The sequence below is a fragment of the Streptomyces sp. CLV115 genome, assembly GCF_038448545.1.
Taxonomy (GTDB): domain Bacteria; phylum Actinomycetota; class Actinomycetes; order Streptomycetales; family Streptomycetaceae; genus Streptomyces; species Streptomyces sanglieri.
The window spans coordinates 1-22,401 of the sequence record NZ_JBCEWQ010000061.1 but is presented as its reverse complement, the minus strand read 5'-3'; the positions used below and the strand labels follow the sequence as shown (position 1 = coordinate 22,401).

19 protein-coding genes and 6 pseudogenes are annotated in these 22,401 nt (G+C 68.3%); 13 read left to right on the top strand and 12 right to left on the bottom strand.

Annotated features, from left to right (window positions below; all coding sequences use genetic code 11):
- Positions 1–18: 18 nt before the first annotated feature.
- Complete coding sequence (locus AADR41_RS21520; RefSeq protein WP_342283018.1) at positions 19–738, bottom strand: alpha/beta fold hydrolase; 720 nt, start codon at positions 736–738, stop codon at positions 19–21.
- A 678-nt stretch (positions 739–1,416) separates the two neighbouring features.
- Between AADR41_RS21520 and AADR41_RS21515 the strand changes: the two genes are divergently transcribed.
- Genes AADR41_RS21515 through AADR41_RS21505 form a run of 3 tightly spaced genes read left to right on the top strand, consistent with a single transcriptional unit; the run spans position 1,417 to position 3,083 of the window.
- Positions 1,417–1,764 (top strand): hypothetical protein, encoded by a 348-nt coding sequence (locus tag AADR41_RS21515; RefSeq protein ID WP_342283017.1) that lies wholly within the window; start codon positions 1,417–1,419, stop codon positions 1,762–1,764.
- Positions 1,765–1,767: 3 nt separating this feature from the next.
- Complete coding sequence (locus AADR41_RS21510) at positions 1,768–2,904, top strand: sigma-70 family RNA polymerase sigma factor (RefSeq protein WP_342283016.1); 1,137 nt, start codon at positions 1,768–1,770, stop codon at positions 2,902–2,904.
- Entirely contained in the window at positions 2,901–3,083 is a 183-nt protein-coding gene (locus AADR41_RS21505) for a hypothetical protein (protein WP_342283015.1), read from the top strand. Before AADR41_RS21510 ends, AADR41_RS21505 begins: the two co-directional genes overlap by 4 nt.
- Positions 3,084–3,561: 478 nt before the next feature.
- Here the strand turns inward: AADR41_RS21505 and AADR41_RS21500 are convergent, their stop codons facing one another.
- The 8 genes and pseudogenes from AADR41_RS21500 to AADR41_RS21465 all read right to left on the bottom strand — a co-directional run bounded on the left by AADR41_RS21500 (position 3,562) and on the right by AADR41_RS21465 (position 10,824).
- On the bottom strand, positions 3,562–4,836 hold the full coding sequence (locus tag AADR41_RS21500; protein ID WP_342283014.1) for an MFS transporter: 1,275 nt from the start codon (positions 4,834–4,836) through the stop codon (positions 3,562–3,564).
- A gap of 81 nt (positions 4,837–4,917) precedes the next feature.
- Positions 4,918–5,448 carry a carboxymuconolactone decarboxylase family protein gene (locus AADR41_RS21495; RefSeq protein ID WP_342283013.1) on the bottom strand — a complete coding sequence of 177 codons (531 nt, stop codon included), beginning with the start codon at positions 5,446–5,448 and terminating at the stop codon, positions 4,918–4,920.
- Between the two features lie 108 nt (positions 5,449–5,556).
- Positions 5,557–6,396 (bottom strand): hypothetical protein, encoded by an 840-nt coding sequence (locus AADR41_RS21490; RefSeq protein WP_342283012.1) that lies wholly within the window; start codon positions 6,394–6,396, stop codon positions 5,557–5,559.
- Positions 6,397–7,009: 613 nt separating this feature from the next.
- A pseudogene (locus AADR41_RS21485) lies at positions 7,010–7,215 on the bottom strand (hypothetical protein); the annotation flags it as partial.
- Positions 7,216–7,497: 282 nt separating this feature from the next.
- On the bottom strand, positions 7,498–8,127 hold the full coding sequence (locus tag AADR41_RS21480) for a DUF1326 domain-containing protein (RefSeq protein ID WP_342283045.1): 630 nt from the start codon (positions 8,125–8,127) through the stop codon (positions 7,498–7,500).
- A 278-nt stretch (positions 8,128–8,405) separates the two neighbouring features.
- Positions 8,406–8,678: pseudogene (locus tag AADR41_RS21475) on the bottom strand (ATP dependent DNA ligase); the annotation flags it as partial.
- Positions 8,679–8,779: 101 nt separating this feature from the next.
- Positions 8,780–9,691: a transposase family protein gene (locus AADR41_RS21470; protein WP_342283011.1), complete on the bottom strand. Its 912-nt coding sequence runs from the start codon at positions 9,689–9,691 to the stop codon at positions 8,780–8,782.
- Between the two features lie 278 nt (positions 9,692–9,969).
- Positions 9,970–10,824: an alpha/beta fold hydrolase gene (locus AADR41_RS21465; RefSeq protein ID WP_342283010.1), complete on the bottom strand. Its 855-nt coding sequence runs from the start codon at positions 10,822–10,824 to the stop codon at positions 9,970–9,972.
- Between the two features lie 421 nt (positions 10,825–11,245).
- On the opposite strand from AADR41_RS21465, the pseudogene AADR41_RS21455 reads away from it, so the two are divergent.
- Positions 11,246–11,746 (top strand): annotated as a pseudogene (locus AADR41_RS21455) (IS5 family transposase); the annotation flags it as partial.
- Positions 11,747–11,852: 106 nt separating this feature from the next.
- On the opposite strand, the gene AADR41_RS21450 reads toward AADR41_RS21455, so the two are convergent.
- Together AADR41_RS21450 and AADR41_RS21445 are read right to left on the bottom strand one after the other, a co-directional pair.
- Positions 11,853–12,302, bottom strand: coding sequence for a hypothetical protein (locus AADR41_RS21450; protein ID WP_342283009.1), 450 nt, complete (start codon positions 12,300–12,302; stop codon positions 11,853–11,855).
- A gap of 243 nt (positions 12,303–12,545) precedes the next feature.
- Positions 12,546–13,229, bottom strand: a pseudogene (locus AADR41_RS21445) (transposase).
- Between the two features lie 336 nt (positions 13,230–13,565).
- On the opposite strand from AADR41_RS21445, the gene AADR41_RS21440 reads away from it, so the two are divergent.
- The 3 genes and pseudogenes from AADR41_RS21440 to AADR41_RS21430 form a co-directional block, all read left to right on the top strand.
- On the top strand, positions 13,566–13,970 hold the full coding sequence (locus AADR41_RS21440; RefSeq protein ID WP_342283008.1) for a DUF7878 domain-containing protein: 405 nt from the start codon (positions 13,566–13,568) through the stop codon (positions 13,968–13,970).
- Between the two features lie 381 nt (positions 13,971–14,351).
- Positions 14,352–15,635, top strand: a complete 1,284-nt coding sequence (locus AADR41_RS21435) for a hypothetical protein (RefSeq protein WP_342283007.1) — start codon at positions 14,352–14,354, stop codon at positions 15,633–15,635.
- A 178-nt stretch (positions 15,636–15,813) separates the two neighbouring features.
- Positions 15,814–16,401, top strand: a pseudogene (locus AADR41_RS21430) (IS5 family transposase); the annotation flags it as partial.
- Between the two features lie 8 nt (positions 16,402–16,409).
- On the opposite strand, the gene AADR41_RS21425 reads toward AADR41_RS21430, so the two are convergent.
- The gene (locus AADR41_RS21425; protein ID WP_342283006.1) at positions 16,410–17,204 is read right to left on the bottom strand and encodes an isocitrate lyase/PEP mutase family protein; all 795 of its coding nucleotides are present in this window, start codon (positions 17,202–17,204) and stop codon (positions 16,410–16,412) included.
- Between the two features lie 69 nt (positions 17,205–17,273).
- Between AADR41_RS21425 and AADR41_RS21420 the strand changes: the two genes are divergently transcribed.
- From AADR41_RS21420 to AADR41_RS21395, 6 genes and pseudogenes are all read left to right on the top strand, one after another.
- Positions 17,274–17,486 carry a GNAT family N-acetyltransferase gene (locus tag AADR41_RS21420; protein ID WP_342283005.1) on the top strand — a complete coding sequence of 71 codons (213 nt, stop codon included), beginning with the start codon at positions 17,274–17,276 and terminating at the stop codon, positions 17,484–17,486.
- Positions 17,487–17,619: 133 nt separating this feature from the next.
- On the top strand, positions 17,620–17,766 hold the full coding sequence (locus tag AADR41_RS21415; protein WP_342283004.1) for a hypothetical protein: 147 nt from the start codon (positions 17,620–17,622) through the stop codon (positions 17,764–17,766).
- Positions 17,730–18,234 (top strand): annotated as a pseudogene (locus AADR41_RS21410) (IS701 family transposase); the annotation flags it as partial. The gene AADR41_RS21415 and the pseudogene AADR41_RS21410, both read left to right, overlap by 37 nt.
- A 180-nt stretch (positions 18,235–18,414) precedes the next feature.
- Positions 18,415–19,437 (top strand): LacI family DNA-binding transcriptional regulator, encoded by a 1,023-nt coding sequence (locus AADR41_RS21405; RefSeq protein ID WP_342283003.1) that lies wholly within the window; start codon positions 18,415–18,417, stop codon positions 19,435–19,437.
- A gap of 5 nt (positions 19,438–19,442) precedes the next feature.
- Positions 19,443–21,038 carry an FAD-dependent oxidoreductase gene (locus AADR41_RS21400; RefSeq protein WP_342283044.1) on the top strand — a complete coding sequence of 532 codons (1,596 nt, stop codon included), beginning with the start codon at positions 19,443–19,445 and terminating at the stop codon, positions 21,036–21,038.
- Between the two features lie 29 nt (positions 21,039–21,067).
- Positions 21,068–22,351, top strand: a complete 1,284-nt coding sequence (locus AADR41_RS21395) for an ABC transporter substrate-binding protein (RefSeq protein WP_342283002.1) — start codon at positions 21,068–21,070, stop codon at positions 22,349–22,351.
- The last annotated feature ends 50 nt before the right edge of the window (positions 22,352–22,401 follow it).

Sequence of the window (22,401 nt, the reverse complement as noted above, 5' to 3'; positions counted from 1 at the left end):
TGTGACCACGCACAGGTTTCAGGCGATTCCCTCCAGGAAGTCCGAGAGCGCAGTGTGCAGAATCTCGGGCTGCTCCAGGTGCAGGTCGTGGCCGGTGCCGGGAATGCTCATGGCCATGGTGGCAGGTCGCTGCCAGAGCATCTCATCGGCCTCCTGCGCGGGGATGAAGCTGGATTGGGCCAGGACGACCAGGGTCGGGCACGCGACCTGACCCCACTCGTGATGGAAAGAACGCCGGGCATTCTCCACCAGCGAGCGGACCATGACGTCCCGGTCGAAGCGAGGCCACCATCCGCCCTCGCGTTCCCCCAGCCCGGCCGCCCAGCCTGCGCCGACCGGTCCGCCGCCGAAGAACGCGACTGCCGCTTCACGTGAGGGGAACGGCGTAGGCCAAGAGTCGAGCCATCCGCCGATTTCCGCAGGTACGTCAGGGTTTGCACCGCCGGGGCCGGCCTCGACGAGCACGAGCGCGTGGACGAGTCCGGGATGTGCCGCGGCGGTGAGCATGGCCGTGTGCCCGCCCAGCGACTGGCCGACCAGGACGGGCCGCGGCAGCGCCAGCTGATCGACAACGGCGATCACGTCGGCGACGTAGGCGGCGCGGGAGACGTCCCGCGGGTGGCGCTCGCTGGCGCCGTGCCCGCGCTGGTCGACCGCGACGACCCGATACCGGGAACTCAAGTTCCCTGCCAGCATGTCCCATTCACCCGCGTGACCGGCCAAGCCGTGCAGCAGCACGATGGGCTGTCCTGACCCGCCCCAGTCCCGGCAGACAAGCCGGACGCCGTCTCGCGCCACCACGTGTTCAGACCATGCCACGTCGGCTCCCAGGTAATCGGCTGGCCTCAATCATGCCGCGACCACGTCTTTGCGAACGCCGCCCTCTCGCCGACACCCTCGGCCGACTCCTGGACGACGACAGCGGCCATGTCGCTTCTCTGCTGCAACCACTGGTCACCTTGCTGCTGAAGATGAACCGACCCAAGAGCCCGACTCATCTGGCTCCGCAACCCCAACGCCAGCCGTCTCCTGAGCGGGCTGGCCACCGGCAGCATCCCGCTCACCCATGATGGGCTGTATCGGGAAGCGCCCTGGCGAACCGTTGCCCACCTGCGCGACCTGATGACGGGCAGTGGCGTTCGCCCCTCCCTGAACTCGTCGCCGAACTGATGCGGGCCTACGTCCAAGCCGCACCTCACCTCAGCAGACCTCTGTCGGCGCCATATCGCAGCCGCATCGGAGAGCGACGACACACACGCTGAGTGACGGAACTCCTTCACAGGCGTCGAATACGCGACACCTCGGCATGCGAGCCCACCAGTCCGCGTCGGATTCCCAGAAACTTCGTGTGAACCAGTCCGTGGGTCGAAGGCCTTACCGGAGTGAAGACAGACACGACAGGCTGAGGGAGCGGGCATGGTGGTTCAGATGATCCGAGCGGCGCTGTCGCTTGCAGGCAGTACCCGGACAGGAAGGGAAGGCGGCATGTGGCACACGATCCAGAGCTGGGTCGAGGGCAAGAACGCGGCAACGTTTGAACGGGAGCGGCGTACGACTCTGCTCACGGCGCCACTGGCAATTCAGCAAGGCGGCAGGATCTACGACCAGCGGGCCGACGGAAGCATCCTGGACATCACAGTGCCGTCGGCGGAGCGGCTGGACGTCATCGTAGGTGAGTCCGTCCGCTGCGATCGCGCTGTATCGGCGCCCTCAGAACTACGCCCTGCCCGTGACAACGCCCTCACCACGGCCGAGGAGAAGTGATCAATGTCCCTGCCCACCTCTCCTCCGCCGGCGCGGCCACTGACGGCTCGGCGCGCTGAACTGCCAGAAAACACCTGGCTGTACAGGGTCCACCGCAAGCGCATCTCTTCAACAGCATTCAACCCCTGCCCAGCGCACATCTTCGGCGGTGGGCGTTTCGACGGCACACCGGAGGATCCGTATCCCCACCTCTATGCTGCTCAGACTGCCAAGGCGGCCGTCGCAGACACGCTGCTGAGGGCAACGACGTTCAACCCTGATGGGGAGCGACTGGTTCCACCGGCGGCGGTTGTGGACCGCCAACTCACCCAAGTGCGGACAACTGCCCCTCTTCTGCTCATTGATCTGACAACGGCGGAGTCCCTCCACGTCGTCGGGGCTTCCTCCGAACTCGTTCTCTCCGAAGACTTCGTTCGCGCACGGGCCTGGTCCTCGGTACTACGCCGGCACAATCCCTGGGCCCAGGGGCTCCTGTGGCCCTCGCGCTTCCACCGCGGAGACAATCTGGTGGTGCTCTTCGGGGATCGCTGCGCCCCCCACATCCTCTCCGAGCACACCACCTGGCCCCTGGAGGCGCGTGCCAACGCTCTTCTGGCCAGTTTGAGAGCTGCGGTCCCGTTCCCTCGCTCACCGGCCAGGAACTTCGACGACTTCTTCAAGGCCCATTTCCTACAGGTCTGCCGCATCCTCAACGCTCGGCAGAACGACTGGGAGCTTACGCAGGAGGCAGCCGGCCGGGCCTTCGAGATCGCCTACCGCAAGTGGCCGGAAGTGAGTGAACATCCCAATCCCGTCGCGTGGGTAGCTTTCACGGGCCGGCGCATCCTGAATCGGGCGTATCAGAAGCTCGCAGCCCGCCCCGAGCGCCCCTTGAGCGACTCGGATACGGGTATGCCGTGCGACGGCCTCGATTTTGCATCAACGACGGTGGACAAGATCGCGTTGTACACCGCGCTTGGGAACCTGACGCGAGACAAGCGCGAGTGCCTTGTCATGCACTACGTGTACGGGTACTCCGTCAACGAGATCGCCGAGCTGCTGAATATCCCTCCTGGCACAGTTAAGAGCAGGCTCAGCGCGGCCCGCAAGGACCTCAAGGAATCACTCGGCTACGACTTCCGTGAGGGAGGAACGCGATGAAGCACGGCACCGAACTCCACATTGACGGGTTCGACCAGACCTTGTCCGACGAAGAGGTACTCAGCCACCTGGCCGAGCTCCGGCACCGCGTCACCTCGCGCACGACGATCCTCGACGATGACGACTACGAGGCGGCCATCGAGGATGCGGCTGACGAGATCACCGGTCTCTTCAGCTGAGTACGACGGCCTTGACCATGTAAGCGGAATCCGTCGAGGTCGAGGATGTCGCAGGCGGCGGCCGGGTCGCGGAGCCGCTCGCGGGCCGTCGTCGGCTCCGGCAGTTGCTTGCTCAGGTCGACCGCCGCTGCGATGACCGCACTACCCTGACGGCCGACGGCAGACGATTATGCGAGCCCACCGGTAGATCCTCCCCAAGGCCGGACACCGCGCAGCCCCGACCGCATACCCGCCGGAACAACGAAGCCGGGCCCTTTCGTACCCTGCCTGTCAGGGACACGGACCGACAGGGCACGGCGCCCGGGAGCCGGTCGAGCGTGGCCACGACGCTGAGGACAGCAATGGCCGCGCCGATACCCGAGAAGGCTGTGGCCGCCGCCCGCGCGAAGCGGGACAGGAGCCATGGCCTTCTCGGGTATCGGTGTGTCCGGCCGGCAGCGTGTGCGACGCAGACGGTCAGAGCGCTGTGCGCGGCGCTTCACGCGGCCTTGGACAAGGTGGACCGGTCCTTGCCGGGTGCGTGCCGGGTGAGTGTCGCGGGTGCGGTCGTCACCCCTCGTCCGTCGTGGCGCGGCCACAGGAGGAGGGCACCTGTCGCTCCCGCTCCGGCGAGGATCGCGAGGACGGACCAGGCGAGGGTGAAGCCGGCGCTCGTACCGAGCCATCCCGCGATGGGGTAGGTGATCAGCCAGGCCAGGTGCGACAGGGAGAACTGGGCCGCGAACACCTCGGGGATCGCGTTCCGGCCGACGGAGGCGCGCAGGATCTTGCCTGTCGGGGTGATGATCAGCGCCATGCCGATGCCGATCACGGTCCAGACGATCGCCGTACCGGTCCATGCGGTGAGTCCGCCCGCGATGAGCGTCACCGCGGCGGTCGTGCCGCCGACGAGGACTCCGGCGCCGGTCATCATGACGGTGCGGGCGGCGATCCGGTCGAGAACGCGGGGCAGGACGAGGGCGGCCAGGAGGGTTCCGGTGCCGGAGGCGGCGAGCATCCAGGCGACGTCCGACTGCGAACCGCCGAGCACGTCGCGGATGTAATTGACGGTGTTGACGACGACGATCGAGCCGGCGGCCGCGACCGTGAGGTTGAGCGCGATGACGCCGCGCAGTCGCGGGGTCCGGAGGAAGGTTCTGATGCCTGCTGCCGCCTTGTCCCACGCCTTGGTGTGGGAGCTGGGGCGGGCGTCGGGGATGCGCGTCGACAGGACGAGCAGCGCGGAGACGAGGAATCCGGCGGACGTTCCCAGGAACAGCCGGTCGAAGGCCATGAACGTCAGGGCGACGGCGGCCAGCACGGGGCTGAGCAGACTCTCCATGGTGGAGGCGACCTGGGAGGCGGACAGCGCACGCGTGTAGTCGGACTCGTCGGTGACGATGTCGGGGATGACGGCCTGGAACGTCGGAGTGAATGCCGCGGAGGCGGCTTGGAGCAGTCCGATCAGGACGTAGATGTGCCAGACCTCGGTGACCAGCGGCAGTGCCAGGACCACCGCACCGCGGATCACGTCGAGGAGGACCAGGAGAGTTCTTCTGGGAACCCGGTCGACGTATGCGGCAGTCAGCGGGGCTATGACCACGTACATGACCATCTTGATGGTCAGGGCGGTGCCGAGGACCATGCCGGCGCGCGATTCGGCGAGGTCGTAGGCGAGCAGTCCGAGGGCCACTGTGGTCAGTCCGGTACCGAACAGGGCGATGACCTGGGCGCTGAACAGGTGGCGGTAGTCGCGGATGGCGAACAGGCGCATGGCGGGTTCCTTCCGTGTCCATACGGCGGGGCGCGGCCCCGGGATGGCGGCCATGTCCCGCGTGTACAGGCGGGGTTGTCTTTACTCACGGGTGTCGCTCCCCGGTGTGAGGCCGGCGAGGAGGTTGAAGGCGCCGGTGAGGACGTTGAGTGCGACGACGCCGACGACATCGGCTGTCGCGCGGTCGCTGTAGCCGTGCTCGCGCAGCGCGGTGACCTGTTCGTCGGTGATCGACGTCGGCTCGCGATAGATCTGGAGTGCGAGAGCGATGATCGCCGCGATCGCGGGATCGGCCGAGGTACCCGCGTGGGCTCGCTCGATCTCTTCCTCGTCCACTCCGATGGAGCGGGCGGCACTGACGTGCGCGTCGAGGCACAGCCTGCAGCCTTGCAGGACCTGGACGGCGATCGAGATCCGTTCGCTGATCCTGCGGTCGAGCTTGGCTCGCCCCATGGCCCGGCTGAGCTGGAGGTAGCCGCCCAGTACGGCCGGCGAGTGCGCCATCGTGGAGACCATGTCACCGATCCGGCCATGGCGTGAGACCAGATCGGCGAGGAGGTCACGCGAGGCGCCGACCGCCGTGTCGGGCGTGAGCCGGTTCAGGCATGGCATGACGCTCCTTCCGATGCCGGGGATGTGCCGGGACGGCGGGGCGCGACGGGCCGAGCGTCCCTTGGCCGCGCCATGTGCCGCGGCAGCTGATCGGTGGCGTTCATCCGGTCAGTGGTGTGCATGGTGGCCGTGGTGGTGGCTCCCGTGCTCGGGGGCGGCCAGGGGTGCCGCGTCCGGACGGGAAGTGGCCGCGGTGGCCCGTACGGTGAACTCGGCTGTCCGGACGACATCGTTGTGCTGAAAGTCCAGGTACAGGCGGTAGGTGCCGGCCGAAGGCGCGACGGCCATGAAAGCGATCTCAGGGCCCGGCGCGGTGGTGCCGTCACCGGGTTCGCCCTCCGGATGGACATGGAGGTAGCCCAGGTCGCCGACCCGCAGGGCCACCAGGTGTCCGTACGCGGCCAGGTAGGGTTGCAGGTCGGTGACACGGCGGTTGTTCCGGCTGACGGTGAGGGTCAGTTCGCTCGCCTCGCCAGGCAGGAGTTCGCCGTCGAGCACGACGGTGTACTCGCCGATCCGCGCGATCCCTGTGGCCTCGGGAAGCGGCCGCGGGTCGTACGGTCCGGCGACCGCGACGTCGATGCCCAGCGTCATGGTCCCGTCGTGGCCGACCGGGTGGATGTCCGTGAAAAACCTCCAGTCCCCCGGTTCCAGGGCCAGTTCGACGCTCCAGGCGCCCTTCCCGTCCATCACGGGGTGCACGTGCTGGAACCCGGCCGTGTCGCGCCGGACGGCGATGAAGTGCAGTTTCTTCTCGTGTTCCGGTATGAACTGGGTCACCGCCCGCCCGTCCGGGCCGATCACCCGGAAGCTGATCGGCTGCACGCCGCCGGTGAGAATCGTCGAGTCGAGTTCGAGGGTGTACCCGTTCTCGGAGACCGACAGCCCACCGGGCCGGGCTCCGCCGTGGCCGTGGTTGGTCTGGTCGTGGCCGGAGTGATTCCTCATGACGTCTCCATTGGTGTGATGCGCCTTCTGGCGTCGTTCGTTCAGGACAACGATCACAACCATATACCCCCCGGGGGTATTTCGCAGTCTTGGCGGTTGAAATCTTGCGAGAGGGCTTACCGAAGTGGATCCACCGGGTGGAGTCACTCGCCTGCCGGCACCGTGGCGCTGGTGCCGGCATGGCTGTCCCGGCGGTGGCTGCCGCGGCCGGACGGCGCGAAGGAGTCGGCCCATCTATCGATGTGCGGCAGGGGAACTGGCGCCGCCTGGGCGTACGAGGGCACATGCATCCGTACAGGACGGGCGAGGGCTGTTCTGCTGTGAGAGGTGGGACGCCAGAGCCTGCAATGCGGCGGAGGCTGTCATCCTGACGAGGGGATGGCCGACTATCCGGTATACCGTGCTGGTCCATGACGGTGTGACCATGGAAGACCTCCTCGTGGGGCACCGGCTGGATTTTCTGGTGGTGGCGGGCGCTGGGGGGCCCGCCGGATCTGGGAATCGCGTCCGGAGGGCCGCCCGGCTGCAGCGTCCTGGATCCACGCCGCGGCCGGTTCGAGCCGAACGGGGGGGCAAGCGGCTCGACTTCGCCCCGACGGTCGTGATGGCCGCGGAACAGGCTGGACTTGATGGCGCCCAGCGTCTTGCGGGCCGGCGGATGACTCGGCGGCGGCGTTCACGTCGCTGCGGACGGGCGAGGTCGCCGGCCTCGATGGCGGCGTCGGTGCCGGTGCCCATGGCAAGGCCGAGGCCGGCCTGAGCGAGTGCGGCGGTGCCATTGACACCGTTGCCGGCTGCGGCGAGCGAACGGCCTTCGCCCTACGGCCTCTCCGTGATTCGGTCCACGGAGGTGCTCAGCAACGTGCTCACCGAGGCCTCTCCTTCTCGCGGGGCGTCCGGCTGCTGCGGCCCGATTCCCTTGCTCGGTCTGGGAGTTCACGTCGTGCTGTATATGCGCCACGGCGCGGGCACGGCATGCCGCGCATACGTCGGCCCGCTGAACACGGGGCCGGAACGCTGTCGGTGTGGCCGATCGTCCCGGCTCCGCCGATCAACCGCTGGACGAGGCCCTTGACCGGCCTTCCCGCCCCTGTCTCGCGGTCAGGGGCGCCAGTCGAAGGGGAAGTGCTTGCTGGATCCCCCGCGGTATTCATGGGAGAAGTCGAACCCTTCCGCGCGGTCGCTCTCAACGACGCCCCAGGTGGCGATCTGGCCGGGGCCGACCTCGGCGCCCGGAGCATTGACCAGCTGGACGCGACGGGAAGGGTCGGCGGTGGGGCCGGTGAGGGCGGTCGCGCCGACGGATACCTTGTCGGCGACACGTGCCCGCCAGTACGAGAGGTCCTCGGCGGCATCGAAGTGGACCGGAGCGTACCGTACCTCGCGCAGTTCGCTGATGAGCGAGCCGAACTGGCCCGGCCAGCCGCCGACATGTCCGGCGAAGATCTGCTCCAGTGCGCCACGCTGGGCCTGGTTGCCCTTGGCGTCGATGTAGAGCATCACCTTCATCGTGGCGTCCGGGTCGCCAACCCACATGTTTCCGGCGAACTCTCCCAGTGCCACCACGCCCAGGTTGTCCAGGCGCACGTCTCCGAAGTGCCCTTCGTGAACCTGCCAGACGAGCGTGAAGAGGCAGTCCCCGTGGGTCGGAGTCTGGGCGAACGTGCAGGGGCAGGGCAGTGCGCAGCTGCACACGTCGAACCACTCGCCCCGTAGGTACCAGTCGGGCAGTGTGCCGTCATCCGTGCCGGCTCGGACGACGGCGGGGGAGCTTTGCGATGTGGCGGAAGTGGTGCACACGGTGGCCTCCCAGATCAATTATACCCCTAGGGGGTATCTAGCGGACAAGGGAAAGGGTAAGACTCGACGCACCCGCACGTCAACTACCCCCTGGGGGTATCTTGGTTGATTGAGTTGCCTGGGTGTTCGCAGCCAGGGACGCTTCGTCACCATTGCCTGCCACCCACTCGACGCCCAGGTGGATAACAAGTTCGAGGGCCATGTCGACGTCACATGAGGTCGTCCGGTGCGAGGTCGGGGCGCAGCCGGTGCCAGGAGGGATGCCGTAGCAGTCCTGCCCGGGTCCTGGTTGTGTAGCGGACTTCGCCCACCAGATGTGGCAGCACCCAGCGTGCTCTGGCCACGCCCGGAGCCTTGTCGAAGGGGCGGTCGTCGATCGCGGCGACGTGGAGGAGGCTGGCGAGGGTGGTGCGTTCGGTGTCACTCCATCCGGTGCCGACGCTGCCCATGTACCGCAGACCGCCTTGATGCGCCTTGCCCACGGTTTCGCTGCACAGTCTCACCCTGCGCTTCATGCCGACTGCACTTACGAGCTGGTGCGTGATTACGTTGGAGACGCAAGGGGTCTGGGCTGGGGTTTGTGTCAGCCGGTGGTGTTGCGGTCGGGGACGAGGCCGGCGATGGCTCGGTAGGTGACGGGCAGGGTCTCCCGGCGGTGGGTCCAGCGGACCAGTTGCTTCCAGCGTTTGTGATCGGCGAGGGCGTGTTCGACGCTGATGCGTTTCGAGGGGTGCCGGTGGCGGGCCTGTAGGCGGGCTTCGAGGACCTCGGGAGGGCTGATCTTGTTTCCCTTCCTGGGCGGGGTCACCGCCTGGCCGGGATGGTCGCGGCGGAGCGCGGGGTAGCCGTCGTCCAGGAGGGCCTCCACGTCGCGAGAGTGCCGGAAACGGGGACCGATGCCTTCGTTGCGTGCGGCGGTCGTGTCATGCATCCGCCCTGGCCGTAGGGCGTCGGTCCAGAGCGTGCGGCCCTGATGGTCGGCGACGACGGTGGCCTTCATCGTGTTCTGTTTCTTCTTGCCGGAGACGAACGTACGGCGCCCGCCGCGGCCGGCCGGGGGTCGGCGGACCTGGACCTCGGTGGCGTCCAGCCGCAGCTCGATGCCCTCGGCCTGGGCGTATGCGAATACATCCGCCAGGGTCCGCAGTCGCAGGCCGGGCCGGTCCGGGACCGCGCATCCCCGCTCGGCCGGCAGCCCTCGTATCTCGCCGATCGCACGGGTGATGGTGGAGCGGTCGACGCCGAACAACAACCCCAACGCCGCATGCGGCACATCGTGCCGCAGGTGAATCAGCGTGGCCATGAGCCGGTCGACGAACACCAGCCGATGCCGGGCACCGGCTCCCGCCCCGCGCTTCCTGGCCCCGCCGCGAGCTTCGTGACGACGCCCTTCGACCACGGCCTGCCACGATCCCGCCAACTCCTCAACCAGGGCGGCGAGATGCCCCCGGGAGACCCCCGTGAACACCTGCGCGAGAACCGTCCGACTGAGCATGATCGCCACATCCGGATCATGCCACCCACCAGCAAGAACACATCACCCGCAATCACGCACCAGCTCGTTAGGGTGAGCTCTGCGACTGGGCGGGCAGCTGCATCCCGTGGAGCAGCCGCACCGGCGGAAACCTGTGCGGCATCCGTATCCCAGCCTCTCACCGAGACAATCTGACCGGGCATCAAATAGGCCATGCCCCACACGCCGTTTGCACCTGATGAGACGGACCGCCAGGCAAGGGCCGGCCGCGCGGGACCGGCAGCCGATGCGGAACCGGGTCAGCTCCAGAACTCCCGCAGGGCGGCGTTGACGACGGCGGGTTCCTGGGTGTGCGGGTAGTAGCCGGGCACCCGCAGGAGGCGGGCCCCGAGGGAGTCCGTGAGGGACTCGGCCACGGCCATGAGCGGGAGCCCCACGTGCTCGCGGTACGCGGCCGGCGCGTGCTCCCAGGTTCCGCAGATCACCAGAACCGGCAGGGCGGCGCCCCGGATCACCTCCAGCGGGATTTCCGCCTCCCAGATGGGCCGCTCTCTCATGGAGGTGGCAACGGCACGGAGTCGGCGCGACGTGGGCTCGGGCATAGCCATCCCCAACCCCTCGGTGGACGCACGCAGATACTGCTCCGGCGTGACGCCGTCCGGGATGCCCGGGGCACCGTCGCGCACCCGGTCGAGGAGGTCGGCAACGAGTGGATGGTGCGCGGCGGCGGTGAAGGCGGAGGGCTGGATGAGGGCAAGGGAGCGGACGAGGTCGGGTCGGCGTGCGGCGGCGATGAGCGCGGCGACGGCGCCGTTCCCGTGCCCCACGAGGTGGGCGCCGCCGAGCCTCACGGCGGAGGCCTCGTCGCTGAGAACCTCCACGACGTCCTCGGCGTCGACGTCGAATTCGCTGCGCGCGGTGTCCGGGCTGTCGCCGTAACCCCGGCGATCCATCAGGAGGAGCCGCCGGCTGTCCGCGAGGGGCCGCTGCCCGGCAAACCCGTAGTCGGAGTCGCTGCCCCAGGTGAAGATGTTGTGGATGAAGAGGGCGGGGGCAGCAGCGGCCGCCGGGGTCACTGGGACCGTCGAAGCTGTCGGGGCCCGGCCTCCTCCGACCCGATCGCGGTCATCCCACACAGTCACGTGCACGGCCACAGAGCACCCTCCCGAAGTTGAGGTACACCAACTCCCGTGAGAGTAACGAGCTGGTGCCTGATCGTGTCGGAGATGCAGGTGGTCTGGGCTGAGGTTTGTGTCAGCCGGTGGTGTTGCGTTCGACCACGGCCTGCCACGATCCTGCCAACTCCTCAACCAGGGAAGCGAAATGCCTCCGGGAGACCCCCGTGAACACCTGATGCGTAAGAACCGTCCGACTGAGCATGACCGCCACATCCGGATCATGCCACCCACCAGCAAGAACACATCACCCGCTATCACGCACCAGCTCGTTAAAGGTCCTGACAGAAGTCACTGATGGCGGGAACGACTTCCACCTCTACCGCCCCCGCTACAGGCCGGAGACTATGGCGAAGCCGGCCAAGGACGACTTCCTCGACGACCTCCACGGCACAAGAGCCCGGCGCGCCACCGCTCCGATGAGGCCCTGGGACGCTCGCGGGGTGGGCTCGCAAGCAAGATCCACCTTGCGGTAGAGGGCAGGATCCGCCCGCTCGGGTTTGTCATCACGCCCGGCCAGTGGGGCGACGCACCACAGATGATTTCCGTCCTGGAGGAGATCCGCGTGCCCCGGCAGGCTGGTGGACGACCGCGCACTCGGCCCGGTCACGTCGGGGGAGACAAGGCGTACTCATCACGTAGTAACCGGCGCCACCTGCGCAGACGCCGGATCAGATACACCATCCCCGAACCGGGGGACCAGCGGGCCGACCGCCGGCGGCGCGGCAGCCAAGGCGGCCGACCCGCAGCGTTCGACAAGACGATCTACCGCCGACGCAGCGAAGTCGAGCGGATCATCAACCGGCTCAAGAATTTCCGAGCCGTCGCCACACGCTACGACAAGCTCTTTCACGGGACGGTTGCCGTGGCCGCTATCCGCCTATGGCTCCGTCCGCACTGAAACGCCCCGTTCAGAGCTCACCGGCACCCGGGTAGTGGTGGCACAGTTCGCTGAGCACGCGCTCGTCGACAGCCCTGACGTCCCAAGAGCAGCTGCCGAACTCGGCCTACCAGGGTGGGCGGGTGTCGCGGCGTGCTTCCGGGGTCTGTTCGGGCAGGGTCGTGTCCTGGCCGGTGCGCAGCAGCATGCCGGGGTCGGGTTCGAAGTCCTCATTGGGCGGTGCAGGCTGGTGGAATCGCTCGGTACGCGCAATGGTGACTTCCACCAGCCGGTCCTCCTGGAACATCCATAGCCCGAAGCAGTCGTCGTCCTGGTCGCGAAGCAAAACTTGCACCGTATGCGGATGCGGCCACGGCAGCGATTCCAGGTGCTTGAGCAGGCCCTTGCGGGCACGCATTTTCTCGAACTCCAGGGCCCACCCGAACTCGTAGCCCCATTGCCCCGCTATCGGGACGAAGCGGCCTCGCCACATACGTTCCGGATCTTCCTGGGTCAGCGGTTCCATGACCTCGTCCGACCAGCGGGCGAGCACGATGACCTCGGCATCTCTACTCATGCCGGAGTATCACCGCATCCGCCTGATCCACCGCAACCAAATTCCTCAGCCGGCCGACGCAGGAAACGGTGGGCGGACTGGCGACGGGCTCTCAGTGCCGGCGAGCCCGACGACGGCGCCTTCGGAGAAGCTCATCTGCGCCTGAGCCACGGCCCTGATCAGCTCACACGACTCATCGGACAGCCCCTGACTTGATCTTTAACCTGTGCGGCGGGGGCGTGGAGTCGTGGTCTTCTTCGTGTGTCACTTCGTGGGGTCGGGTTTGCGGACGGTGTGCACGTCATAGCGTGCAGTGGGCTGGTTGTTCCTGCGACCGGGTGGCCGTCCCGGGCCCGGCCGAGCGGATTTCGGTGCTCCGGTTGGGCAGGCGGCCTTCGGCCGGAGGTGCCGGAAGCCGCGACGGACTCGTGCGGGGGTGAGTCTGCCGAGCGGGACCGGCTTCTCCCACGGCCGCCGGAGGTCTGCCGCCGGCCGTGGGGGAGCCGGAGCCGGGCGAAGGCGGCAAGGATCAGCCGGGTCCAGCGGTCGGCGGCTTCGGGGGGTGCGGATCTTCGGGCAGGTCCAGCCCAGGATCCGCTGCGGTGAGGTGTGCGCGCCGGGCCGCGGCCAGCAGGTGATGTCGGCGGCCAGGACCAGCCGGCCGTCCGCCGATCGCGGCAATGACACCGCTGCCAGGGCCCGCCGAAGCCGGGCCACATCGCTCTGGCCCGCGGCCAGAGCGTCGTAGAGTCCGCCGTGCCCGCGACGATGCTCACCCACCAGCGACAGTTCCACCAACGACCGGACCGGACCATCGGCGCACAACACGGCGCCCGCGAGCTCGAACAACGCATCCGCACGCCTGGTCAAACAGGAATAGAACTCGCCCTGGAACCGAGACAGTTCCGCAAACGGATCCTGCCGGACAGCATGATGCAACAGACTCATCCCAACGGCCTTCGTGCTGAGCATTGTGTGTTCCTTGGTCGGATCACATGCTCAGCCGAAGGCCGCCCGCACGTATGGCAGTTACCAGTCCGAGTGGTCAAGTGCGAGGACTCGTTCGGGCCCCGAGGTCAGAGGTCAAGCCAAGGGCTGTCCCGGTATTGAGGGGCCCGGTGGGACGCCTGGTGCCAGTTGGTACGGTTGTTCGCATTTGGGTGGCCTGGGCGTTCGGCTGGGCTCCGATCTCATGGAGGCCGGGCGGTGCAGTTTGTCTGCCGGAACTTTGGACTGTCGGACCTGCCCCGGCGCGGCCTCGCTCCGCAGGAGGCACCTCTTGCGGTGCTGCTCCTCGACATCGACGCAGAGCTTTCCATCTGGGAGCAGGGGCGGGAGGTGTGGTCCGAGGAGGCGTTCCCGGTGGCTGAGCTGGCGTACCACCTGGCGCTATGGCTCCAGAGTCCGGCCGCCGGCCACGAGGACTTCGAGCTCGATTCGATGCAGGCAGAGGAGGGACTGATCCGCATCGCAGGATCCGATGAGGGCCGGGGGATCGGTTCCATCCTCACGCCGGAGGTCATCGACGCCGACACCCGGCTCGTCGTCGTGGTCGGCCAGCCTCGTCGGAGAACGCCCCGCGCCGGATCTCCGGCCACAACGAAGGACACGACAACTACGGATGGGACGTACCGGAGAACTCCCACCGCTCACTCTGCCGCCTGGACCGCTACACACCTTCCACACTGAGCTGCACGCGCTGCGCGCGCTGCACCGACGCTTCGGCGACCGATCTCTACGCCGTGCATCCATGGCGGTCAACCGCAGTGGCGTGTCACGTACCACCGTCCGGAAGGTGTTCGGCGGGGACGGCCTGCCACCTTACGAGCCGGCCATGCCGTCGTGGACTACATGCTTCGAGAGGTCCGCCGGGGACAGGCGGCGGCCTCGACGAAGTACTCGACGACGGGTCACGCCAGTTCGAGGAGCTTGGGCAGACTGCGCGGATGGCACAGAAGTCCCCGAGGCAGACCGAAGACGTCGTTGCCGACCCATCGAGGCCTTGAGCGAACGCGCCGCGAGGACAACGACACTAGGATGCCGCGGAGTTGACCAACGGAGGAGATCACCGTGCGAGCGACGCACCGGTACGTCATGCATCTGGCCCTCGTGGCCGTGCTGACCGGTTTGGCGGGCTGTTCCGACGGCGTGTCCGGGACGGACGCGGACGCCGGGGCCCCGGATGCGGCCTCCGGCGCCAAACCTCCGGCCGCGGCGAAGGCGAAGGCGTTCGATCCTCCGGCGAAGTTCGGCAAGGAGATCGCGCTGCCCGTGGACGAGGACATCAAGGACTGGGGGTTCGCCCTGCTCGGGCCCACGCTGTACCACCGGACCTCCGAGGCCCTCGACGCCTACGACACCCACTCCGGACGCAAGCTCTGGTCGTCCGTCCTCGGCCGCAAGGACTGGTACACCGGCAAGGAGGGCGTGCCGAGCGACGACCAGACCATCCCTCCGGTCTTCGCCCGGCAGGACGGGCACACGGGCGTCCTCTTCGCGTACGCCGACTACACGAAGGGCTCGGGTACCGAGCGCGACCGGACCGACGTCTACCTGCGTTCCGTCGACGCGGACAGCGGCAAGGTGTCCTGGACGGTCCGGCTGCCCGCGCCGAAGGGGGCGACCGTCGGCGATCTGGAGCCCGCGGTGATCGGTGCCGAGGACGGAACCGCAGCTGTCAGGGTCCTCACCAGCACGGACGATTCCGGCAGTGGCGGCGGCCAGAGTGCCACCACCTACGGAGTCGACCTCAAGACCCATCAAGTGACCTGGCAGAAGGACGGCTTCGCGGGTGAGACGCTCGACAGCGGCGTCGTCATCGGCGCCCAGCTCGGCGACGAGGCGACCTTCCAGGCAATCGACGGCTGGCACACCAACGACGACGATCTCGCTCTCGCGGGGCTGGCACTCACGGACGGCGCCCCGCGCTGGAAGCAGGAGGGCCGCACCGCCGTGGAGGTCGAGCAGGTGGGCGGCGGCTTCTTCGTCGCCGGATCGCTGCGCGACAGCCGTACCGGCGAGCCCGTCCCCGGCGAACCGAGCGGCAGCTTCCTCCACTGCTTCAACGACCAGCGGTCCGTGATCGTGTGCGACACCAAGGAGACCGCACGGGGCATCGACGCCCGGAGCCGCAAGGTGCTCTGGACCATCTCCGGGAACGACCCCTCACGGAAGAAGCCCGAGGTCGGAAACGCCTTCCACGGGGCCGTCTACGCCTCGGCGGGCGCCGACGGCGTGATCCTCGACGCCCGGACGGGCAAGGACCGCAGCCTTTACGACAACGCGAGCACGTACGTGATCAACGAGTACGCCGCGGTGGGCATCGACATGAACGTGTACCCCGCGACCGGATGAGCCGGGGCTTCGGTCGATCTGCGGCCGGTGCGCCGATGCGGCCGGCCGCAACCCGGACCGCCGCAACTGCCTGGCCTTCCTTGGGGTCGCCGGCGCTCTCTGTTGCTGCAAGCGCCTCTCTCCACCAGAGTGTGTCGGAGCGCGCCACCGCTGCGATGGCCCTGCGCGCCGTTCACCGGCCACCACCTGCCGGGCTCATCAGCACGCAGCCGGCGCCCGCAAGACCGCCCCGGCCAATGGAGCAAAAGCAGGGGCACTCCCTGCCCGACACCGCGCTGACGAGGGTCTCGGGCGCTCGCGTGGCGGCTTGACCACCAAGATTCACCTGGCGGGCGAAGGCGGACGTCGGCCCCTCGGCCTGCTCGTCACGCCTGGCCAGAGTCACGGTGGCAGCATGTTCGAGCAGGTCATGGCCGAGGTCCGCGTTCCACGCGAAGGCGGTGGCCGTCCGCGTACGCGCCCGGAGGCGGTGAGCGCCGACAAGGCGTACCGTTGCCGCCGTATACGCGTCCATCTGCGCAAACGTCAGATCCCGCACAGCATCCCGGAGAAGAAGGATCAGATCGGCCACCGCTTGTCTCGCGGCACAGCCGGCCATCGCCCCCCAGCCTTCGATCGCGGCGCCTGCAGGCGCCGCGACGAGGTCGAGAGGGTGATCAACAGACTCAAGGGCTTGCGGGCGGTGGCGACGCGCTACGACAAACGCGCCTGCGTCTTCCACGGGACGGTCACCGTAGCGACGAACCGACTGTGGCTCCGCTCCTGACCGTTTCCTCAGTGTGCGGGTTCGGCCAGGACCAGGGCGTTGAGGGTTGCGTAGTCGAATCCGCCCTCCAACGATGTCGTCGTGCCCTTCTCCAGCAGTTCACGGGCTGCTTGACGGACCAGTTCGTACGCCGCCTCGGCGATGGAAGATCCTGCGCTGATCCGGGCAACTCCCGCGGAGGCAAGATCGGAAACGGGCAGTGCGCCGGGGCCGGCCAGGAGGTTCACCGGCAGGTGCTGAGAGCCCACGAGCGTCCTGGCCTCCTCGGTGTCGAGTGTGCCAAGAACGAAGATGCCGTCCGCGCCGGCCGCCGCGTACGCGCGGGCGCGTGCCAGCGTCTCGTTCAGCCAGGCCGTACGGTCACCGGGCGGCAGGCGGTGCGTGTCGATGCGGGCGTTGATGAACAACGGGATGCCCGTCTCGTCCGCGGCCCTGCGTGCGGCTGCGATCCGTTCGGCCTGCTCGGCGACGGGACGCAGGGTGTCCTCCAGGTTGATGCCCACGGCTCCGGCCGCCAGGACGCCGCGTACGGTCTCGGCCACGCCTGCCGGGTCGGCCGCGTAGCCCCGCTCGATGTCGGCGGTGACCGGCACATCGACGACGGCCGTGATCCGTGTGATCGCGTCCAGCGCCTGGCCGCGGGTCAGATGATCGCCGTCGCCGTGGCCCAGGGACCACGCGACCCCGGCGCTGGTGGTCGCGATCGCGGAAGCACCAGCGTGCGCCACTATCCGGGCGGACGCCGCGTCCCAAGCGTTGGGCAGGACCAGCGGTGTGCCCGGTACGTGCAGAGAACGGAACATCTGGGCTTTTTCGAGAAGTGTTGCCATGTGCAGCATTGCACCATGAGCGCTCAATGAACGATCAGCATTTTGTCGCGCGGGTTCGGGGAGCTGGGACTCCACCGCATCCGCGCGACCTGTGACCCGCGCAATCTCGCGTCTTCTCGGGTGCTGGGCAAGCTCGGCATGACTTACGAGGGGCGGCACCGGCACACCGCGTTGATCCGGGACGGCTGGCGGGACTCCGAGATGTTCAGCATCCTCGAAGGGGAATGGTGCCCGAGCCCCAGCGACAGTTTGTGATTTTGGTGGTGGGGCCGGCGCGGACATGGATGCGGCCACCGTTGATCATCGGTGTGTGAAGACAAAGGATCACGCGGTGGCCGGAGGCCATAGCGTAGACCCTGCCCACTGGCGGGAAGCATTCGAGGGCCTGATGGATGGGATCGCAGGCCGGTTCGCCCGGGTCGAACCCCGCCGCCGGACACGGCGGCTGGTGCTCGGGCTGCTCGCGGACCTGCCGCGGAAGAACTGCTGGACCATCGCCTGCCCAACACCGCCCCCGGCCACCGCCACCTGTTGATCCGACGCAACCGCACCACGGGCGAACTCGCCTGCTACCGCTGCTGCTTGCCCCATCCGGTGCCCCTGGCAACCCTGGTGCGGGTCGCAGGATCAAGGTGGCGGGTCGAGGAGACGTTCCAGTCCGGAAAGGGCCTGGCCGGACTGGACGAGCACCAGGTTCGCCGCTACGCGTCGTGGTCGCGCTGGGTCACCCTCGCCCATGCCTGCCCACGCCTTCCTCGCCGTCGTCCGCGCTGACGAACACGCCCGCCGGCCCGCACCGGACAACCTGATCCCGCTCACCTGCCACGAGAGCGCGCGCCTGTTCATCACCCTCATCGCCCAGCGCGTCCACGACACGGCACACCGGCTCCGCCGGTCCCACTGGCGACGCCGTCACCAGGCTCGATCCCGAGCAAGCCACTACCACCGCCAGGCCACAGCCCAGCGTGATCACGATCTGCCGCTGGAGTACTCGGGGACATGAGGGTGGGGCAAATCGCCCAGTGTGCCGAACTGCCGACCGCCCTGTCCCGGAGCTTCAAGATGCCCGACGAAGCCCCTCGGGACCGTTGACACCGTGAAACAGCCCGAGTAGCGTCACTGATCACCAGCTGATAATACGTATTATCAGCGATGGCTTCAGAAGCCTCTGGAGGAGTTTCCCGTGCCAAGGATCACGCAGCGTGACATTGCCCGCCTTGCCGGCGTGAGCCAGGCGGTGGTCTCGCTCGTGCTGAACAACAGGACCGACGCGACGACCCGCATCGCCCCCGAGACCCGGCAGCGCGTCCTCGACGTGATCCGGGAGACCGGGTACGCGGCCGACCCGGTGGCCCGCCGAATGGTGCGTCAGCACAACCAGATCCTCGGCGTGTTCACCTACGAATCGGTGTTCCCGAGCACCAGTGCCGACTTCTACTACCCGTTCCTGCGTGGCATCGAGGAGTGTGCCGAGCAGCTCAGGTGCGACCTGCTGCTGTTCACCAGCGCCCCGGTCACCGACGGGCGGCGCAAGGTGTTCCACGAGAACAACCGGCTACGGATCGCCGACGGGTGCCTCCTGCTCGGCCGGGACATACCGCACGACGAGCTGGCCCGGCTGAATGGCGAGAACTACCCATTCGTGGCGGTCGGCCGACGCGACGACGCGGGAGGGCCGGTGCCCTGCGTGGGTGCGGACTATGCCGCCGCCACCCGGGAGCTGGTCGAGCGGGCCCGGCAGCTCGGGCACCGGGAGTTCGCCTACGTCGGAGCGGGGGAGGGAGCGGAGTCCGCCGACGACCGGATGAACGGGTTCCGCGCCGGTACCCAAGGCAGCGGCCGGCACGAGCGGACAGCCGGCCGGTCCGCGGGGGAGACCCTGGACGCGCTGCTCGCCGCCGGGGTGACCACCGCCGTGGTCGAGGGCTACGACGACGGGGTCGCACTGATCCACGCGGCCCGGGAGCGCGGCATCGACGTGCCCGGTGACCTGTCGGTCGTGGTGACCGGCGTACCGGCCGAGTCGGCGGACGCCGACATCACGTGCACCGGCTTTCGCATTCCGCGTCGGGAGATGGGCTGGCAGTCGGTGGAACTCCTCGCCGCCCTGCTGGAGGACGAGCCGACCACCACGCTTCAGCGGCTTCTGCCGTGTCACTTCGTCGAGGGGCAGACCCTCGGCGAACCGAGAAAGGACCGTTCTTGACTGAGATACGCAGCGATGTGCTGGTGGTCGGCGGAGGTCTGGGCGGCGTCGCCGCGGCGCTCGCCGCAGCCCGCGCCGGCCGGACCGTGGTGCTGACCGAGGAGTTCGACTGGCTCGGCGGGCAGCTCACCAGCCAGGCAGTGCCGCCGGACGAGCATTCCTGGGTGGAGCAGTTCGGCGTCACGGCCGGCTACCGGGCCCTGCGCGACGGCATTCGCGACTACTACCGCCGGCACTACCCGCTCACCGAACGGGCCAGGGCCCGCCTCGACCTGAACCCTGGCGGTGGCTGGGTGAGCAAGCTCTGCCACGAACCGCAGGTTGCGGTGGCGGTCATCTCGGCGATGCTCGCACCGTACCGCGCCAGCGGGCGGCTCACCGTCCTCCAGCCGTACCGGCCGACCGCCGCCGACACCGAAGGCGACCGGGTGACCGCAGTGACCCTGACTCACCGCGACACCGGCGAGAGGGTCCACGCCACCGCCCCCTACGTGCTGGACGCAACCGAGACCGGCGAACTGCTGCCGCTCACCGGCACCGAGTACGTCACCGGCTTCGAGTCCGCCGCCGATACCGGCGAGCCGAGCGCCCCGCAGGTCGCCCAGCCGCTGAACATGCAGGCCGTATCGGTGTGTTTCGCCATGGACCACGTCGACGGCGACCACACCATCGACAAGCCCGCGGACTACGACTTCTGGCGGTCCTACCAGCCCGACGTCTGGGGCGGACGGCTGTTGTCCTGGGGATACCCGCACCCCAGGACGCTGGAGCGCGTCGAGCACGACTTCAGCCCCAACCCCGGCGACGACCCGCTGGCGGTCATCGCCGACCAGCGGGTCAATCCCGGCAACGCCAACCTGTGGACATTCCGTCGGATCGCCGCCCGAGGCACCTTCACCGACGGCGCCTACCCCAGCGACATCACCCTGGTCAACTGGCCGATGATCGACTACCTGGAGGGCCCGGTCCTCGACGTCCCGGACGCCGCCGACCACCTGCGCCGGGCCAGGGAGCTGAGCCTCTCCTTCCTGTACTGGATGCAGACCGAGGCGCCCCGCCCGGACGGCGGCACCGGATTCCCGGGGCTGCGCCTGCGCGGCGACATCACCGGCGGCACCGACGGCCTGGCCCAGGCCCCGTACATCCGCGAGGCGCGCCGGATCAGGGCCGACTACACCGTCGTCGAGCAGGACCTCTCGCTCGCCGTCCGCGGGGAGCGGGGCGCCGTGCGGTACCCGGACACCGTCGGCCTCGGCATGTACCGGATCGACCTGCACCCCTCGACGGGCGGGGACAACTACATCGACGTCGGCTGCAGCCCGTTCGAGATCCCGCTGGGCGCGCTTCTCCCGCAGAGGGTCGAGAACCTCCTGCCCGCCGGCAAGAACATCGGCACCACCCACATCACCAACGGCGCCTACCGGGTCCACCCGGTCGAGTGGAACATCGGGGAGGCCGCCGGCGCGCTCGCCGCCTTCTGCCTCACTCACGGCACCCGCCCCCGCGCGGTCCGGGAGACCCCTGAGCTGCTCTCGGCCTTCCAGGACCAGCTCACCGCAGCCGGCGTCGAGCTGCGCTGGCCCGACATCACGGGCTACTAGGCCTCCATGCACCACCGAGGGAGAACACCATGTTGATACGAAGAGGGCTGGCCACGGTCGCCGCTGCGATGTCCGCAACGCTTGTACTGGCCGCGTGCAGTGGAGACGGCTCGGGGGACGACAGCGGTCCGGTGACCCTGCGGATGACGGTCTGGACATCCAACAAGCCGCACCTGAAGCTCTTCAACGAGATCGCCGCCGCGTACAAGAAGAACCACCCCGAGATCAAGGACATCAAGTTCGACCCGCTGCCGTTCGAGACCTACAGCACGGCGCTCACCACCCAGATGACCGGCGGCAACGCCCCCGACCTCGCATGGGTCTTCGAGACGGACGCGGCCGACTTCGTCAGCTCCGGGGCCCTGGTGCCGCTCGACGACACCCTGAAGCAGACCGGCGGATACCAGTACGACGACCTGCTCCCGAGCACCACCAAGCTCTGGAAGAGCGACGACAAGCTGTACGCGTACCCGTTCTCCACCTCGCCGTTCGGTGTCTTCGTCAACCGCGACCTGCTGAAGAAGGCCGGCCAGAAGACACCGGACCAGCTCATCGAGGCGGGTAAGTGGGACTGGCCGACCGTGCTCGCCCAGGGCTCCGAGGTGCACCGCTCCACCGGCAAGGCCGGCATGGTGATCCGTGACTTCGAATACAAGGACTGGGGCAACCTGGCCACCTTCTGGGGCGGCTGGAAGGCCGAGCCATGGAGTGCCGACGGCAAGACCTGCACCTTCAACAGCAAGCCGATGGTCGATGCGATGACCGCCCTGCACAAGGGGATCTTCGAGGACAAGGCGATGCCGGGCCCCGGCGAGTCCGCCGACTTCTTCACCGGCGACACGGCGATGACCGTCACCCAGATCAGCCGGGCGTCGCTGCTGGAGGGCGCCAAGTTCAAATGGGACCTGGTGCCGCTGCCGGCCGGGCCGAGCGGCGACTACTCGGTGATCGGCCAGGCCGGCATCGGCGTGGTCAAGCAGGGCGGCCACACCAAGGAGGCCAAGGACTTCCTCGCCTACTTCACCAACCCGCAGAACTCCGCCAAGCTCGCCGCCTACTTCCCGCCGCCCCGGGCTTCCCAGCTCACCGCGGAGAACCTGGCCAAGACCAATCCGCTGCTGAAGAACGACCAGCTCGACAGCGTGGTCGTCGGCGGCGTCAAGAACGGTGTGGTCAAGCCGGGCCACGCCGGACAGGCCGAACTCGCCCAGCGGGTCCGCGCCGGACTGGACCCGCTGTGGAAGCCGAACGCCGACGTCAAGGGCGTTCTCGGCGACCTGTGCGGCAGCATCTCCCAGCTGCTGGAGAAGTGACCATGTCCGTCTCCCCGCGAACAGCGGTGGCGGACCCGCTCTTGGGCGGG